We start from the raw sequence: 16099 nt of genomic DNA, 5'->3' as shown, positions 1-16099 counted from the left end.
AAGGAGAGGGGTTGGGGGTGAGGTTCTGTATTTTATTAAATCCACATTCCTTAGAATAATGTGGCTAAGTTTGACAACTCGTCTTTTGACACAGGCAAAAACTTAAGGTACATTTCCGCACTAGAAACGTGCCTCAGGGATTTATCAGAATGTTAGATTTGTCGCTAATCACCATCTTGGGGTTCCTGGGCAGTTTTGGACATTGCTTTGGCATGTGTGGCCCCCTGACAGTGGCGTTTTCCTTGTCACATCAGCAAAAAAACCCAGCAACATCACCCTTAAAAATATCTTCTACCTGGCGACAGCAGTTAAAATTTCATATTCTCCTGAATTTAGGGCGGATGTTGAGCTATGCCCTAGTTGGTGCTGGCATCGGGGCCATAGGTTCAGTATTACTACAAGGTGGACAGTTTGCGGGTGTAGGTAGCGATTTCCGCCGGGGGATGGCAATTGTCACAGGCGTTATGCTGATTTGGTTTGGTTTAGGGCAAGTAACACCAGAACTACTACCACGGATTCCCTTATTACACCCCATACTCAAAGGTAATTTACACGATCGCCTGAGTGCAGCGATGGTGAAACTTTCCTTTCAAAACCGCTGGTGGACACCTTTGCTTTTAGGCATGACTTGGGGTTTAATGCCCTGTGGTTTTTTATATGCCGCCCAAATTAAAGCCGCAGAAACTGGTAATTTATGGATGGGTACAGCCACTATGCTGGCTTTTGGACTAGGAACTCTACCCACCATGTTAGGTGTGGGTGTCTCCACCGCCTTAGTTAGTAAAGATAGGCGTAGTCAATTATTTCGCTTAGGTGGTTGGGTAACACTGACCATTGGCATACTTACCCTATTGCGAACTGGTGACACAATGGTAGATTACAGCGGACACGCTGCCTTGATCTGCCTAATATTGGCACTGATTGCCCGTCCTCTTAGCCGAATTTGGGCTTTTCCCCTGCGTTACCGTCGTGCTTTGGGAGTGGGTGCTTTTGTCTTAGCAGTGGTTCACACCATCCACATGATCGAACATTCATTGCAGTGGCAATTCGCGGCTTTCTTCTTCCTCCCACTAGATTTTCAGTGGAGCATGGCTGCTGGTGCTGTAGCATTAGTATTAATCACCCCCGCAGCTCTCACAAGTTTTGAATCACTGCAAAAATCTTTGGGTAAACGCTGGCGACAGATTCATCTGTTGAGTGTGCCTGCTTTGCTCTTGAGTGCCATTCATGCTGTGTTGATTGGTTCTCATTACCTGGGTTCCTTGCAATTAACCTGGGGCAATCAATTAGCAACACTGCTGATGGGAATTATCATCCTCGGTGTTTTGTTAGTGCGTTCACGCTGGTTTTGGTCAAAGTTAGCTGTAGAAAAGTTTTATGTCCCTCCCACTAGGGATAATTCGTAATTTGTAATTCGTAATTTTTAATTATGAGACACTCTCAGAGGCTTGGCATCTATTGTTTATTATTTTTGAGTTGTTTAGTTATATCAATAACTACGGCTCACCCCATTTCTGCCCATCAGGTGCAAATAGCAGCAGACGTTGGTGCTACCTTACACATTGAACCCAATGATAATCCCCGATCTGGGGAACCCACCCAAGCTTGGTTTGCTCTTACCCGTAAAGGTGGTCAGGCGATTCCCCTAACGCAGTGCGATTGTCAATTGGTTGTTTTTGCCCAACCCCATACACCAGGAGAGCCAGCCTTACTAGAGCCATCTTTAGAACCTGTATCAGCTGAACGTTATCAAGGCATTCCCGGTGCAGAAATTACCTTCCCCAAGCCAGGGATTTATCAATTACAGCTAAGTGGTAAAGCAGTCCCCGGGGCAAATTTCAAACCGTTTCAATTCGAGTTTGATGTCACCGTAGCAGCAGGAACGACAAGCAGCTTTCCCAATGTCCCAGATGGCAATAATGCACCTGCACAAGACATAAATATCCGGTCAGGTTTGACCATACCAGTACTAGCTGGAGCAATATTAATTACCGTAGGTATTGTATTATTTATTATCCGAGGCACGAAGAAGAGGTAGGGAGTACAGGCTAGTACCGCTGCCTTGGAAGTCAAAAGTCGGAAAGCTTATTCTATAGGCTTTTCATTGATTTAAATTGGTCTGTTTATTTACCAAAAGATAAGGTTTAAAGCCGAGTGGAATTGTGGGCGATAGCTCCCCTGCTCCCCTGCCCCCTACCCCCCTGCTTTTTCACCCCTAGCCCTTAATATGTCGCCGTTGATGCCACTGCCAGGCATGAGTAACAATATCTTTAATGGATGGGTAATTGGGTTGCCAACCTAGAATTTTTCTGGCTTTTTCGCCACTACCAATCAAAGATGGGGGGTCACCTGGGCGGCGATCGCACTCTTGGACTGGTATGGTGAGTCCAGTAACTTCTGCGGCGGCGGCTATTACTTCTCTGACGGAAAAGCCATTGCCGTTACCTAAATTAAATACTTCGCTGTTGCCATCTTTTAATAAATATTCCAAGCCCAATACATGGGCATCTGCTAAGTCGTTAACGTGAATGTAATCACGAATACAAGTACCATCATGTGTGGGATAATCTGTGCCAAATATTGAGATAAATTCTCTTTTGCCTAAGGCTGTCAGCAGAATTAAAGGGATTAAGTGAGTTTCTGGTTGGTGGTCTTCGCCCAGTAAACCATCAGGATTGGCACCAGCAGCATTAAAGTAACGAAAACGGACTGATTTGAAACCGTAAGCCACATCAAAATCAGCCAGAATGCGCTCTACCATGAGCTTGGTAGCGCCATAAGGATTGATGGGGTTTTGGGGGTGGTTTTCGGGAATAGGTACTACTTCTGGTACTCCGTAGGTGGCACATGTGGAAGAAAAAACAAATTTCTTAATAGATGCCGCCAGCATGGCTTCTAGTAGCGTTAGGGTCCCTACGACGTTGTTACGGTAGTATTTAGCAGGGTCAGTAACAGATTCACCTACGTAAGCGTATGCAGAAAAGTGCATAACGGCGGTAATGTTACGGGTTTTAAATAAGTCATCTAGTAAAGGGCGATCGCCTGTATCTCCAACTACCAGTTCTACCTGTAAAACTTTTTCTACTAAGTCTCGATGCCCATAAACCAGATTATCGAGGATTACCACTTCATAACCTGCTTGCTTAAGAGCAAGTACAGTATGGGAGCCAATATATCCAGCGCCCCCCGTAACTAAAATGCTGGGCTTTCCAGAAGACATAGTTTTTCCTTTAGAGTTGACAACTACTCAATTAATTTAGTTTACTGGTGCCACATTACTCATCGAGAAAATTCAAAATAATAGACTCACTGGGAAAAAATTGCACTAAAATCACTACGACGGTAGTCTTTGGTATGGAACTAGAGGTATTTGCTCTCAAGTAACAGTAGGATTACAATTTGACGAGCAAATACATCGAATATCCTAAACCTCTAGGCTAACCCTTAAGGGTTCGGTAGTCGCTCATGAGGAAAACTAGTTCCCTACGTTGGGCAATATGCCTCCCATTTTTCTGTCAAATACGCGGTATGACTTTGCTTTTTCAGCATCTGGCGCCCGCAAAAAATTGACGGAAAAGGCCTTGCCACATAGGACTAGACTCACAGCGCTGCCTCACCGCACCAGAAAATTAGAGAGTTAATCTATGTTTCTATTGCTAACTCGCGTACTTGTGTGGCTGCTGCTTGGCACTATCGTTTATTCTCTGTTCCAAAGATTTTATCCTTCCGGAACTTTTGTTGGACGATTAGTCTTAGTCATTGTTTTGGTTGTGATAGCTTTGTCGTTTATTAACCCTAACGAACCAGCTGTAGCATCCATGTGGAGGGTGATATCATTTCCGCTCAAACCACTGGGAGCCTCTATTTTGTTGATGATGTTTGCTGCTCAGAGGATTAAGGGAGGCGGGATAGAGCAACCAGGTGGTTATTTAATCGGCTGGGCGCTGACAATTTTACTGTTGTCCAGTACACCCGCGATCGCTTATTTTCTTGTGAGAATACCCATAGCAACGGTAGGTGATACCAACCTTGCATCTCAGGAAATTATTGAAAATTATCGGCTTATGTCGTCTATGCGACCTGATAATTCTTCACCTGAGACACTTGTGGCATTGGGGCCAGCAAATACCCCAATGATAATTTCTGATATTGTAGGAGATTCTATTTTCATGCAGGGAGGACAGGATCAGGCAACGATAGCATTCAACTCTTTGGGTGCAAAAGTTCCACCTTACCTGTTACAAACTCCTCCAACAGTAGGTGAACGGGGGTTGCGAATTGAAGACTTTGTACCCAATACAGAAACTCTGCAAATCACAACCCGGGTATGGGAAAGTTATCTCAACCAGATTTACTTTTTCTTGCGTGGTAACCAAACAACTAACTAAAACAGTAATTAAACAGGCCATAATGCTACGCTCTAGTGGCTGGCCTGATTTAAAATCTGCAAAACTTAATTGCTTCAATGGCAGAATCTCGACGACTTGCTAAACTCGGTGCTTACCTTCGTCCCCATTGGCGGGAAGCGACATTAGGCATTATTGCTTTATTGTCTGTCAATGGATTAGGCGTTTATATCCCCTGGTTAATTCGCTCGGCAGTTGACCAACTCTCAGCCAGCTTTAATTTAAACCAAATACTACGTTATGTAGTGCCAATCATTTTGCTCAGTTCGGCCATGTGGCTCATCCGCATGGCTTCACGCATCTGGCTATTTGGAGTCGGCCGTCAGGTAGAATTTGACCTGAAACAACAGATTTTTGAACACTTACTAAAACTGGAACCATCTTATTTTGCTACTAATACAGCGGGGGATTTAATCAACCGGGCTACTAGCGATGTAGATAATATTCGGCGGTTGGTGGGCTTTGCTGTCTTGAGTTTGGCAAATACTGTGTTTGCCTACATACTCACCCTGCCAGTAATGCTAACAATTAGTGTGGATCTCACATTAGCTTCCTTGGCTGTGTATCCCTTTATGTTCTGGTTAGTACATTTGTTCAGCAATCGCTTACGGAAACAGCAGGCTGTAGTCCAAGAAGAACTATCAGATATCAGTGAACTGATTCAAGAGGATATTAGCGGCATTGCTCTGATCAAAATTTACGCCCAAGAAGAAAATGAGCGGCGAGCTTTTGCTCAGAAGAATCAGCAATTATTGGCAGCGAACCTACAACTGGCAAAAAGTCGCAATATACTGTTCCCATTAATTGGGGGTCTAGCTAATCTCAGTTCATTAGTAATTATCTGGCTCGGTGCAACACGCATATCTGCTGGTACCCTGGCGGTAGGAGATTTTTTAGCACTACTGATTTATGTAGAACGACTGGTTTTCCCCACTGCCTTATTAGGATTTACCATTACCGCCTACCAACGCGGTGAAGTGAGTATTGACCGTCTGGAGTCTATTCTGGCTGTCACCCCGAAAATTCAAGACACAGAGGATACTGTACACTTACCCCTAGCTGAAGTTAAAGGGGAACTAACAGCCACAAATCTCAGCTTCTCTTACCCTAATGCCAATACTCCGGCGTTAGAAAATATCAACTTCACTATTTTTCCTGGGGAAACGGTGTCGATTGTGGGCGCAATTGGTTCGGGAAAGTCAACTTTGGCCAATGCATTACCGCGGTTGTTGGATATTGAACCAGGGCAGTTATTTTTGGATGGTGTGGATATTACCACTATAGCCTTGGCAGATTTACGCAATGCGATCGCCTATGTGCCTCAAGATAGCTTTTTATTTAGCACCACAATTAAAAATAATATTCGTTACGGCGACCCAGTGAGCGAACAACAAGATGTTGAGTCGGTGGCCAAGCAGGCCCAAATTCATCCAGAAATTAGTCATTTTCCCCAGCAGTATGAAACTCTTGTGGGTGAACGAGGAATCACCCTCTCTGGTGGGCAAAGACAACGTACTGCCTTAGCTAGAGCCATGCTGGTGAATGCCCCAGTCTTAATTTTGGATGATGCCCTCTCCAGTGTAGATAATCAAACAGCCACACAAATTCTCAACAACCTTGCTAGTGGTGCTGATCGGAAAACCGTGATTTTTATCACTCACCAATTATCAGCCGCCGCCGCAGCAGACCGCATTTTCGTCATGGATAAAGGAAAAATTGTCCAGACAGGCAATCACTTAGAACTTGTACAACAAGATGGTCTTTATAGAAATTTGTGGAGTCAGCATCAAGTAGAAGAACTACTGCATTAGTTGTTTGGAGACTGGGAACTGGGCAAAATAAAACCTCCCTTACTGTTTAAATGAGGGAGGTGAGAAGGCATCGATTGGTTACAATCAGCATTTAGAAAGCTCCAATGCGCCCAAAGATGACGTAGAAAGTTTTCCCAATCAACATTAAGTCATACAGTCGGTGCCAATTGTTTTGATATTGCAAATCTAAATCAACTATTTGTTCAAAATCTTTGACGTGAGAACGACCGTTAACCTGCCACTCACCAGTTATTCCCGGTTTGACATTTAAACGTTGCCAGTGCCTTTGAGTGTAGTTCATCACTTCATCTCCTGTAGGTGGACGAGTTCCCACTAAACTCATTTCCCCCATGAGGACATTCCAAAACTGAGGCAGTTCATCCAAACTGGTACTCCGCAAAAAACGTCCCACTTTCGTGACTCGAAAATCATTTTTGTTTTTAAAGATCAGACCTTCAGCTTCATTATTCACCAAAGATTTTAGTTGTTCCGCATCATGAACCATTGAGCGAAATTTTCGCATCAGAAAAGGACGTCCTTGCAGTCCATAACGTTCTTGGGTGAAGAAAATTGGCCCTGGACTATCAATCTTAATGGCGATCGCTATCGGTACAAAAACTATGGATAGGATTAACAGTCCTACCAAGCTCCCTATAATGTCCAGGCTACGTTTAAATTTAGATTGTACAGAGGAGTGAGGAGTGAAATGCAACTCCCACGCTGTATGAGTAGTACCTAGCAAAACGCTGTTTAAGTGTGTATGGTACATTTTCTAGCCGAATACTAAGGGACTAAAGTAGAATTACTTAGCTTTGAATTGACTATAAACTTTGCTTCATGAAAAACAACACATTTCTCAATCATATTTACGTGATCTTTATATTTTTGCTGGGGATCGCCCAGTTTTATGAAGTTTAGATGAAGTATATAAATCTACCGTCAGAAAGATGGCTAATTATAAAGTTTATGTATAGAACAAGTATACATATGAGGATCGCCTGTCAAGTTAATTAGGTGTTATCACACATTTTTGAGGCTGACAACTTGCAGTCAGCAGAGCCAGCAAAATTTGGCTATCAAAAATGCCTCTATCTAGCGATAGAAGCACAAAGCAGCAAAATTACAAATAGTTGTTATCTAGAGCTAAATTGACTCGAATATTTCAGGATGATTAGCGACACTAGATTAGGGGATGAAAAAGAAATGCTTTTATCTGGCATCGAGGTGAAAATTAGTCGCTTAGAATCCATTGTTGAGCAAATAGGGGAAGCTGTACTAACTACTACTGAAACAATCGAACATCTTGCTGAACGATTAGAAAATCTCAGTGTACAAATTGAAGCACAGGGAAAACAGGTACAGCAACAAGGGTATCAAATTTTTGCATTGTGTGATGCTGTACAAACCCTGGCTCAATCTCAGGATAATTCATTCCAAAGACTAACTCAGGTGACCCAAACCCTAGATAGACTGACATTATTGATTGACAAATCAAACCCTTAACTGAGTCACAGCGATATTACCGGAAAAACAGACATCAACATCACTGCCAGGAGTGCGATCGCGTTTGCTATATTCCCCGACATAATAGAAATCATCGCCGTCAATCCGATAATTAATCGGTAACGGTTTGGTACAAGGTTGGCAAAATATCACCTGAGGATCGGGTTCGCTTGGTTGCAAATGTGGTAGATTCACATTCCAGAAACTCCCCGGTTCTAAGGGACGTGGGAGTAAGTCAGCTAAAACTTTAGCCGTCCACTTAGTAGCCAGATCCCAATCAAAATTTTGTTTAGCTTTGCGGTAATGAGAAATGGCAACTCCCGGAATACCATGCATTGCGGCTTCTCGGACAGCTGCAACAGTACCGGAAATATAAGCATCTACTCCCAGATTGCCCCCTGCATTGATACCTGAAAGTACAAACTTGATGTCTTGGCAAATTTGACTAGTAGCAATTCTCACACAATCGGCGGGAGTGCCTGCGATCGCATATGCATATTCAGAACGCCGATCAAGCTGAATGGGGCGAGTTGTTGTAACTTGATGACCACAGCCAGATTGATGGTCTTTAGGCGCAGCAATAATCACATGTTTACCATTAATAGCCTGAAATAAAGCTTGAATACCAGGAGCATCAATACCGTCATCGTTAGTTAAAACTATGGTCATACGTTTATCAGGTAAAATCCCGTATTTTCACATCCCAGATATAGCTTAAGCGCAGACTTTAATCTGCGCTAACGTAGTCGAGTAACGATATCTGATAAATTTTCTTAGCTACTCAACGCCTTGAAAAATCTTTGTAAACTCTTGAACATATTGGGTTTTTTCGTGGGTGTAGCATCGCTGGTAGATTGTGGTTGTCCTTGCATGAGAATCACATCCAACTCATCACCAGAGGGCTTTTTGGGCAATTCAGCAATTTTTTCATACTCGCCTTTATTTTCCACCCATACTTCCCATAAACCGGGATAGCAGCGAAATACGGCAGTTTCATCATCTACAGGACGTAGGTAGTAGCAAGATTCAATGGTACTAATAAAACGCTGGCGGGTTTGTCTGGCTGTATAACCGATACCCACAACCCCAGAATCTTCCAAACGAGGATTTAACATCACAAAAGGGCGATCGCCTATGTTTTCACATAGCTTTTCTACCTGGGGTACTTCTACAGATGTGGGGGCAATAAATAAGAAGATTTCATCTTCTGGCTGAATTTTAGACTGTAGTGAGGCAGCCCTACCTGTACCAATATCCAAAATTTTAAATGCTGCATCAGCCCAATCACGACCAGCTAAAGCCGCAGCACCAGCATCGGCAAAAAAAACCTTGAGGCGAGAATCATATTCTGCAAATGCTGGCAAAAATTGTTCAGCCACTGGCATTAGTTTGAGTTCGGGGAACAGAAAATCAACTTGTAAACGAGTATAGCCATCTGCCAGGGCTGCTTGGGTGGCTATGCGAGATTGGGCGATCGCTTCTTCAAGACTCTTGGGAAGTTCAGACATAGTTTTGCATATGAATCTAGCATCTACATCCCATTGTTTCAGGATTAGTTCTGATTTAGCTAATTCCGCAGCTTGCTGTAATCGTAAAAAATAGTTTAAGAGGAAGAATAGCACCGGTGATCCTCTTCTTCCCCAAAAATCAGCAGAATTTAACAGCCACAGCCATTATGACTACAGCCTTTGATGGTTTTATGACCTTCAGCACAGCCTTCAGAGCAATAGTATTTACCATCTTTATTAATAGCTTCCTCAATGGAAACTATACATAGACACTTCGTACAGGCACATTTCATTTGAGTTACAGTCGTCATCTCTAAATCTCCCAGAAACTACATAATGTATTTAAACTACTATGCATGAACATACATTCAGGTATTTTTTAACAAAACTTAAACATCACTGGTAAAAGATGTAAAAGAAGAGTTAAACCTATACCGAATGATTGTCAACTCGCTTTGTAAATTTAAGGGGAGAGAAGTATTTTCATTTAAGTGATTAAAAGAATATTTACCTCAGTAAGAATACTGTCAAAAAATGCATAAATAAAGAGTTCTAACACTGATAATTCATCTAAAAAATAGCCTAGACACTATCTAGAAGCATAAGTATAATAAATTATCATATTATCCCAATTGTCCTGCGTAACTCGGAGTTAACTTTAGGAACTCTTCAAAAGTTTTCCAGCAAAAATTACCTAGCAAGAGTTAATTATTGTCTAAATAATGAAACAAGAGTGTAACGCTCCCTATTATTATTCGTGCAGCGAGTTAACAGTGCATGAGCTATTGCTTAAATCCTACATGTCCCAATCCAGAAAATGTGGCATATAGCCAAAGGTGTCAGTCTTGTGGCTCACGACTACTATTGCGCGATCGCTATCGAGTAGTCAAACCATTAGGTCAGGGTGGCTTTGGTGCAACATTTTTAGCTAACGATGAAGCCTTACCAGGAGAGCCAAGTTGTGTCATCAAGCAACTACGCCCTTCAGGAAATGCACCACACGTATTACAGATGGCGAGAGAACTGTTTGAGAGAGAAGCTAAAACCCTGGGTAAAATTGGCAATCATCCCCAAATACCGAGGTTACTAGACTATTTTGAAGAACAGGAACAATTTTATTTAGTTCAAGAATATATCAGTGGTGCGACACTGCAACAAGAGGTCAAACTGAATGGTGTCCTTAGCGAAGCAGGAGTCAAACAATTTTTAAGTGAAATTCTGCCGTTATTGCAATATATTCACGAGCAAAAAGTTATCCATCGTGATATCAAACCAGCCAACTTAATTCGCCGCACCCAAGATACCAGAATGGTACTCATCGACTTTGGTGCTGTGAAGAATCAAGTCACCCAAACTGCTGTCAGCCAATCGGAACAGACAGCATTAACTGCTTATGCCATAGGAACACCTGGTTTTGCACCCCCAGAACAAATGGCGATGCGTCCAGTTTACGCCAGTGATATCTACGCACTAGGAGTGACATGTATTTATTTACTGAGTGCAAAAACTCCTAAAGATTTGGATTACAATCCCAAAACAGGTGAGATCATGTGGGAGCATATGGTGCAAGCGAGTGACCACTTGACCAGTGTCCTGCGGAAAATGTTAGACGTATCAGTACGCCATCGCTATCAATCGGCAAAAGAAGTGCTGAGAGCTTTAGAGATGGAACCATATTTGGAAAGTTTGGCTCAGGGTTTGCTAGTTAAATCTGAGACGGGAATTAAAGATGCAACATACAACAGTCCAGAAAATTCTGCTGTTTTATGCAATAACCCGTTAGCTACTTCTACTAGTGCAGGAGGAGTAGCGCAAGTAGCCGCCGCAATTCGTGCTAGAAGACGAGCCAAGACAGCAGAAGTTGGAGGTATCCGCCAGGTATCTTCGGCAGGGAAATCCACAATGTTGGCTAGTAGTCAAAGTAATGGTTCACGCCCTCAAAATTCTCAAGGGCGCAAATTAGATTCCCAGGGTTTATTAACAGCATATCTCAAGGGGCGACGGGATTTTGCTCTACACAATTTAAATTGTCTCAACTTGCAAGGTGCTGACCTATCAGAAACAAATTTTCATTCTACTCAATTACAAAACACTAATCTCCAAGGAGCGAATCTTTACAATAGTGACTTTGGTAGAGCTAGTCTCACTCGAGCTAATCTTAGAGATGCTAATGTCAGCAAAGCCTACTTCAATCATGCTGATTTAGAAGGAGCAGATATGCGAGGTGCAGACCTTAGCCATGCCTATCTCAGTAATGCTAATCTGCGGGCCACTAATCTATGTGGTGCTAATCTTACTGGTGCCAAGATTTCTGACGAACAGTTATCATTAGCAAAGACCAATTGGATGACAATACGCCCCAATGGTAAACGAGGCTTATTGTAATTGATAGTAAAGGTTTAAACTGAAGATTAAATACATCCTCCTGGAAACATTCATAAAAACAATTCGCAATAGAGCCTACGGATACCGCTGTACGCAATTAATTTAGCCACCCACAAGGGGAGCCAGTCTCGTGGGCTGGTTTCCCGACTTGAGAGTGAGAGAACTGGCGTTGGGGTTTTTACCGTACCCTTCGGGAAGCTACGCTAACGGCTGACGCTCAAGGCGTCAGCCTACCTTGGAAAACAAAGATTTTTCTCTGACGAGAGGTTTTGAACCTAGCTTTTTCCAATAAAGATAGCAAAGAGGGATTAAAAGAGTTTTTGCGTAAGTTCTGTGAGTATATCTTTTGCACAAGGGCGTTAAAATATTCTTAAAGATTGATATCTGTTAAAAATATGGAATGATACTTTACAATTACAAACAAAGTGTCATAATAATTGTTTTATCAATAATATTTATGAGGCTATTAAATTAAGGAAACTTGAGAGGAATTTTATAAATTTTCCAACTTTAATAGCTGTCTATTTATCACACGATAGCGGCAAATGAAAAGGTAACTATTACTGATATTAGCTGAAATAAAATATTTATGATAGAAATCAGCAAATCACATTTATTGGCAGCAAATGGTTCAGCTATGATGGCTGATTTGCAAGCAAAGGAACTGGAAAGGCGATTAAGCCTATATCAGCTATTTCTCAAGCTTTATGAACATCATAGTGGGTTTCTAGATGAAATTCTGCGGTTAGAAAATTTATATCAGCCTTCGTTAACGCAAGTGAATTTGCATTATATACAGGGTGTAGTAGATACTACTACTGTGTATGTGATGACTAACTTGTGTGATCATCAGACACAAACTTTGCAACAACCTCAGCAGATATGGACAGTAGGACGCGATCGCAGTAGTGGTATTTGCCTGACAGATACATATTTATCTCGTCGTCATGGTGCTATTCAATACGTTGAAAATCAGGGTTTTTATTTAATTGACTTCAACAGTACTAACGGTTCCTTCGTCAATGGTGAACGCGTCTATCATCCAACCAAACTCAAAGATGGCGATCGCCTGCGTCTAGGTAGTATAACTTGTGATTTTTTCTTGAATCAGAGTAGCCGAGTTCTACCAAGTGTGGCCATGGAATTACTCATGCAACTCGTACCGCGCACTCCCAATAGTCAAGATAATATTCAAGACACAGAAAAATACAGGATTGAAAAGCCAATTAGTGCCGGCTTAATAGAAAATTTAGAACACTGGCATAGTGGCTTAAGTGCAGAGCAACAATCAGAAATTTTAGACCGCTTTTTTAGTAGATATACACCCCATCAACCAATATAGTTAAGCTAAAAAAATGCCCCACATTGGGGCATTTACTTTTTATTAATTACTAACAATTTAGATAAATGCTATTCTTCTGCATCTAAATCAACATCATCGTCGTCTTCTTCTTCCTCATTGGCCTTAGCCACAGAGTTAGCAGAAACAACGGCCCCCATATCTAGCTTTTGACGCACTAATTCCTTAATTTGTTCAGCAAATTCAGGCTTTTCTTCTAGATACTTGATAGCGTTATCTCTACCTTGGGAGATATTATCACCGTTGTAACTGTACCAAGCTCCTTTGCGAACAATTACGTTAGTTTCTTCTGCTAAGTCAACAATGCAACCTAAGGTAGAAATTCCCTTACCAAAAATAATGTCAAATTCCGCGATTCTAAAAGGCGGTGCAACTTTATTTTTGGCAACTTTGACTTTCACACGGTTACCAAATTCATCAGTGCCTTTTTTCAAAGTTTGAATCCGACGAATATCTAAGCGCACTGAAGCATAAAACTTCAATGCATTACCACCAGTTGTGGTTTCTGGACTACCGTAAGTAACACCAATTTTTTGCCTCAACTGGTTGATGAAAATGACTGTGCAGCCAGATTTACCTATATTGCCAGTAATTTTACGTAAGGCTTGACTCATCAACCGGGCTTGCAGACCAACGTGAATATCACCCATATCACCTTCAATTTCGGCCCGGGGAACCAGTGCTGCTACAGAGTCAATGACAACAATGTCAACAGCAGCAGACCGAACCAACTGATCGACAATTTCCAAAGCCGCTTCCCCGGTATCAGGTTGGGAAACTAACAAATTTTCAATATCTACACCCAAAGCTGCGGCGTAGGTGGGGTCAAGGGCGTGTTCAGCATCGACAAATGCTGCGATTCCTCCTTCTCTTTGCACCTCAGCGATCGCGTGTAATGCGACTGTGGTCTTACCAGAACTTTCTGGCCCATAAATTTCAATTACTCGTCCTTTGGGTAAACCTCCACCCAATGCTAGATCCAAGGTGAGCGCCCCAGAGGAAATTGTCTCTACTCGCATCCGGGTAGCATCGCCCAGGCGCATGATTGCTCCCTTACCAAAGCTGCGCTCAATCTGGTTGAGTACTATATTTAATGCCTTTTGCTTGCCAGAAGTATCGGTGTTGGTAGCCATTATTGCCTCTAAAATATACGGATTATATGGATTTGGTAGAGTGTTGGGCTGGAAGTATGAGTAGAACAGATATACTATTTTAACTAGAAAATTCTCTGATGGGACTTTTCAAATGAAAAAGGATAGGTGACAAGATCCTAACCCAATCCCTAGCAGATGTGGATAGTTCTGCACAATCTAGTGATTCCCCACCGACTTTGTGAAGGCGACACTTCCAACTAGCCTGTTACTACAAACATTGATTCACAGCAATTGCATATTCTCAAGGTTGTTTGTTATTTTTGTAACTATCAACCGCTGCTCTGAGATTACCTTGATGTTCTGTGAGCAATTGATGACCTGGGTCTTTTTCTAACCCAGTCCAGTGCATCAATAACGCTAGTTTCACCCACTTACCACTACGTTCCAATAAAAAACCCGCAGCTTCACGACTTAAACCTGTGAGGTCTTGCAACATCCGCAGAGCGCGATCGCGTAACTTTTGATTAGTCACAGCGACATCTACCATGCGGTTACCATAAACTTTGCCTAGCTTGACCATCACCCCAGTAGAAAGGATATTTAAAGCTAGTTTCGTAGCTGTACCAGCTTTCAAGCGAGTGGAACCGGCGATAATTTCGGGCCCAGTTAGTAAACGAATATCCACATCAGCCTCAAAGCTAACTTGTGATGCAGGCACACAAGCAATAAAAATAGTACTAGCTCCCCGTTGACGAGCGGCATTGAGCGCACCATGTACAAAAGGCGTTGTCCCGCCTGCGGTAATTCCCACAACTACATCTAATTGGGTAACATGTCGTTGAGCGATCGCCGCTTCACCATCTTCACTCCGGTCTTCTAAATCTTCAGAACTGCGTACTAATGCACCCGCACCCCCAGCGATAATTCCCTGTACCAACTCTGGTGGTGTACAAAAAGTCGGTGGACATTCAGCCGCGTCTAACACCCCTAGCCTACCACTTGTCCCCGCACCCACATAAAATAAACGTCCTCCCTGGCGCAAACGCTCTGCCGCACAATCAATGGCTGCTGCTAACTGAATTTTTGCCGCCGCCACAGCCGCCACGGCTTTTTGGTCTTCACTATTAAATAAATCCACCAACTCCACAGAATTAAGCTGGTCTAAATTCAGACTATGAGGATTTACCTGCTCGGTTAAAAGATAGCCACGTTCTTGCAAATTTTGCATTGTCTACATCCATGACATGGGTTTCAAAGGGACTAGTACCGCTGCGCGGAAGTCAAAAGTCAAAAAGCATATCCAACAGGCTGTTTGACGATTTCAAGTGGAATGCCTATTTACGCCGTGCTGGACTAGGGACTGGGGAACTCGAGAACCCTCTGGGGATCAGGGGTAAAAGAGGTAAATGAGAACTAGTATGTTTTACTCAGCCGCCTTGCTCAAAGCATTCAGCAGTTTCAAGTCAGCTAATCATTAAGAACATCCCACAACCAAACTTGAAAATACTCTTCTCTAGCCTCTAGCCCCTAGCCTCTATTTGTCAAATAGGTATCTGATTTTACAATAATCCTTCAAGTTTGCGCCGAATGTTTTCTAGCTCAGAATCAGACATTTCTGGCGCAGCTGGTGGAACTTGGTCAGAGCGGAAGCTATCATCTTCAGGAGCATCAACTTGCCAGTCAGTTTCATCCACATTCATTTCTGGCGGCAAAACTAAATCACTGTTTGTGGGGACAATTTCCCATTCATAACCAGCACTTACGCAAAACTCTTTAATTTCCTCAGCATCGAGCATTTCTACTGTGGGAGTTGGGAAATCTTGAGCTTCCAGCAACAAAGCAAAGCGTAGAGCATCGTCTTCTGACTCGAACATGAGAATTTTATTTTGATCGCCCACCCGAATCGAGTGAATCCCCTCATTTTCCGTATTGGCATTGAAAATTAACACAAAAACACGCATTGGTGTGATCATCTGTCCTTTTGTTTGGCAATTTATTTATATTAAAGTTTTAGTCTATGGAGATTTTGTAC

15 protein-coding genes are annotated in these 16099 nt (G+C 42.5%); 7 read left to right on the top strand and 8 right to left on the bottom strand.

The window, feature by feature from the left end:
* Nucleotides 1-149: 149 nt before the first annotated feature.
* Both ACM0OS_RS04540 and ACM0OS_RS04535 read left to right on the top strand, forming a co-directional pair.
* Complete coding sequence (locus tag ACM0OS_RS04540; RefSeq protein ID WP_414541969.1) at nt 150-1406, top strand: sulfite exporter TauE/SafE family protein; 1257 nt, start codon at nt 150-152, stop codon at nt 1404-1406.
* A gap of 23 nt (nt 1407-1429) precedes the next feature.
* Nucleotides 1430-2038, top strand: coding sequence for a hypothetical protein (locus tag ACM0OS_RS04535; RefSeq protein ID WP_414541968.1), 609 nt, complete (start codon nt 1430-1432; stop codon nt 2036-2038).
* A gap of 177 nt (nt 2039-2215) precedes the next feature.
* On the opposite strand, the gene galE is transcribed toward ACM0OS_RS04535, so the two are convergent.
* Nucleotides 2216-3220 carry a UDP-glucose 4-epimerase GalE gene (gene galE / locus ACM0OS_RS04530; RefSeq protein ID WP_414541967.1) on the bottom strand — a complete coding sequence of 335 codons (1005 nt, stop codon included), beginning with the start codon at nt 3218-3220 and terminating at the stop codon, nt 2216-2218.
* A 424-nt stretch (nt 3221-3644) separates the two neighbouring features.
* On the opposite strand from galE, the gene ACM0OS_RS04525 reads away from it, so the two are divergent.
* Together ACM0OS_RS04525 and ACM0OS_RS04520 are read left to right on the top strand one after the other, a co-directional pair.
* Nucleotides 3645-4388 carry a hypothetical protein gene (locus tag ACM0OS_RS04525; protein WP_414541966.1) on the top strand — a complete coding sequence of 248 codons (744 nt, stop codon included), beginning with the start codon at nt 3645-3647 and terminating at the stop codon, nt 4386-4388.
* A gap of 77 nt (nt 4389-4465) precedes the next feature.
* Nucleotides 4466-6217, top strand: a complete 1752-nt coding sequence (locus tag ACM0OS_RS04520; RefSeq protein ID WP_414541965.1) for an ABC transporter ATP-binding protein — start codon at nt 4466-4468, stop codon at nt 6215-6217.
* A gap of 91 nt (nt 6218-6308) precedes the next feature.
* On the opposite strand, the gene ACM0OS_RS04515 is transcribed toward ACM0OS_RS04520, so the two are convergent.
* Nucleotides 6309-6986: a sugar transferase gene (locus ACM0OS_RS04515; protein WP_414541964.1), complete on the bottom strand. Its 678-nt coding sequence runs from the start codon at nt 6984-6986 to the stop codon at nt 6309-6311.
* Between the two features lie 434 nt (nt 6987-7420).
* Between ACM0OS_RS04515 and ACM0OS_RS04510 the strand changes: the two genes are divergently transcribed.
* A complete protein-coding gene (locus tag ACM0OS_RS04510; RefSeq protein ID WP_414541973.1) occupies nt 7421-7720 on the top strand; it encodes a hypothetical protein in 300 nt (99 codons plus the stop codon).
* Here the strand turns inward: ACM0OS_RS04510 and surE are convergent.
* The 3 genes from surE to ACM0OS_RS04495 form a co-directional block, all read right to left on the bottom strand.
* Complete coding sequence (surE, locus tag ACM0OS_RS04505) at nt 7709-8389, bottom strand: 5'/3'-nucleotidase SurE (RefSeq protein ID WP_414541963.1); 681 nt, start codon at nt 8387-8389, stop codon at nt 7709-7711. The genes ACM0OS_RS04510 and surE overlap by 12 nt on opposite strands.
* A 104-nt stretch (nt 8390-8493) precedes the next feature.
* Nucleotides 8494-9228 (bottom strand): DUF1995 family protein, encoded by a 735-nt coding sequence (locus ACM0OS_RS04500; protein WP_414541972.1) that lies wholly within the window; start codon nt 9226-9228, stop codon nt 8494-8496.
* A 149-nt stretch (nt 9229-9377) separates the two neighbouring features.
* Nucleotides 9378-9539, bottom strand: a complete 162-nt coding sequence (locus ACM0OS_RS04495) for a metallothionein (RefSeq protein WP_414541962.1) — start codon at nt 9537-9539, stop codon at nt 9378-9380.
* 466 nt (nt 9540-10005) lie between these two features.
* Between ACM0OS_RS04495 and ACM0OS_RS04490 the strand changes: the two genes are divergently transcribed.
* Both ACM0OS_RS04490 and ACM0OS_RS04485 read left to right on the top strand, forming a co-directional pair.
* The gene (locus ACM0OS_RS04490; RefSeq protein WP_414541961.1) at nt 10006-11613 is read left to right on the top strand and encodes a protein kinase domain-containing protein; all 1608 of its coding nucleotides are present in this window, start codon (nt 10006-10008) and stop codon (nt 11611-11613) included.
* A gap of 589 nt (nt 11614-12202) precedes the next feature.
* Complete coding sequence (locus tag ACM0OS_RS04485) at nt 12203-12955, top strand: FHA domain-containing protein (protein WP_414541960.1); 753 nt, start codon at nt 12203-12205, stop codon at nt 12953-12955.
* 68 nt (nt 12956-13023) lie between these two features.
* Here ACM0OS_RS04485 and recA read toward each other — a convergent pair whose 3' ends face one another.
* From recA to ACM0OS_RS04470, 3 genes are all read right to left on the bottom strand, one after another.
* Nucleotides 13024-14106 carry a recombinase RecA gene (gene recA, locus ACM0OS_RS04480; protein ID WP_414541959.1) on the bottom strand — a complete coding sequence of 361 codons (1083 nt, stop codon included), beginning with the start codon at nt 14104-14106 and terminating at the stop codon, nt 13024-13026.
* A 262-nt stretch (nt 14107-14368) separates the two neighbouring features.
* The gene (gene murQ / locus ACM0OS_RS04475) at nt 14369-15295 is read right to left on the bottom strand and encodes an N-acetylmuramic acid 6-phosphate etherase (RefSeq protein ID WP_414541958.1); all 927 of its coding nucleotides are present in this window, start codon (nt 15293-15295) and stop codon (nt 14369-14371) included.
* A gap of 331 nt (nt 15296-15626) precedes the next feature.
* The gene (locus ACM0OS_RS04470) at nt 15627-16040 is read right to left on the bottom strand and encodes a DUF3110 domain-containing protein (RefSeq protein WP_414541957.1); all 414 of its coding nucleotides are present in this window, start codon (nt 16038-16040) and stop codon (nt 15627-15629) included.
* Nucleotides 16041-16099 lie beyond the last annotated feature (59 nt).

It is taken from the genome of Nostoc sp. CCY0012, assembly GCF_963920855.1.
GTDB lineage: Bacteria > Cyanobacteriota > Cyanobacteriia > Cyanobacteriales > Nostocaceae > Cyanocohniella.
Note: the sequence above shows the minus strand (reverse complement) of the source record. Positions and strands in the feature narration are given on the sequence as shown.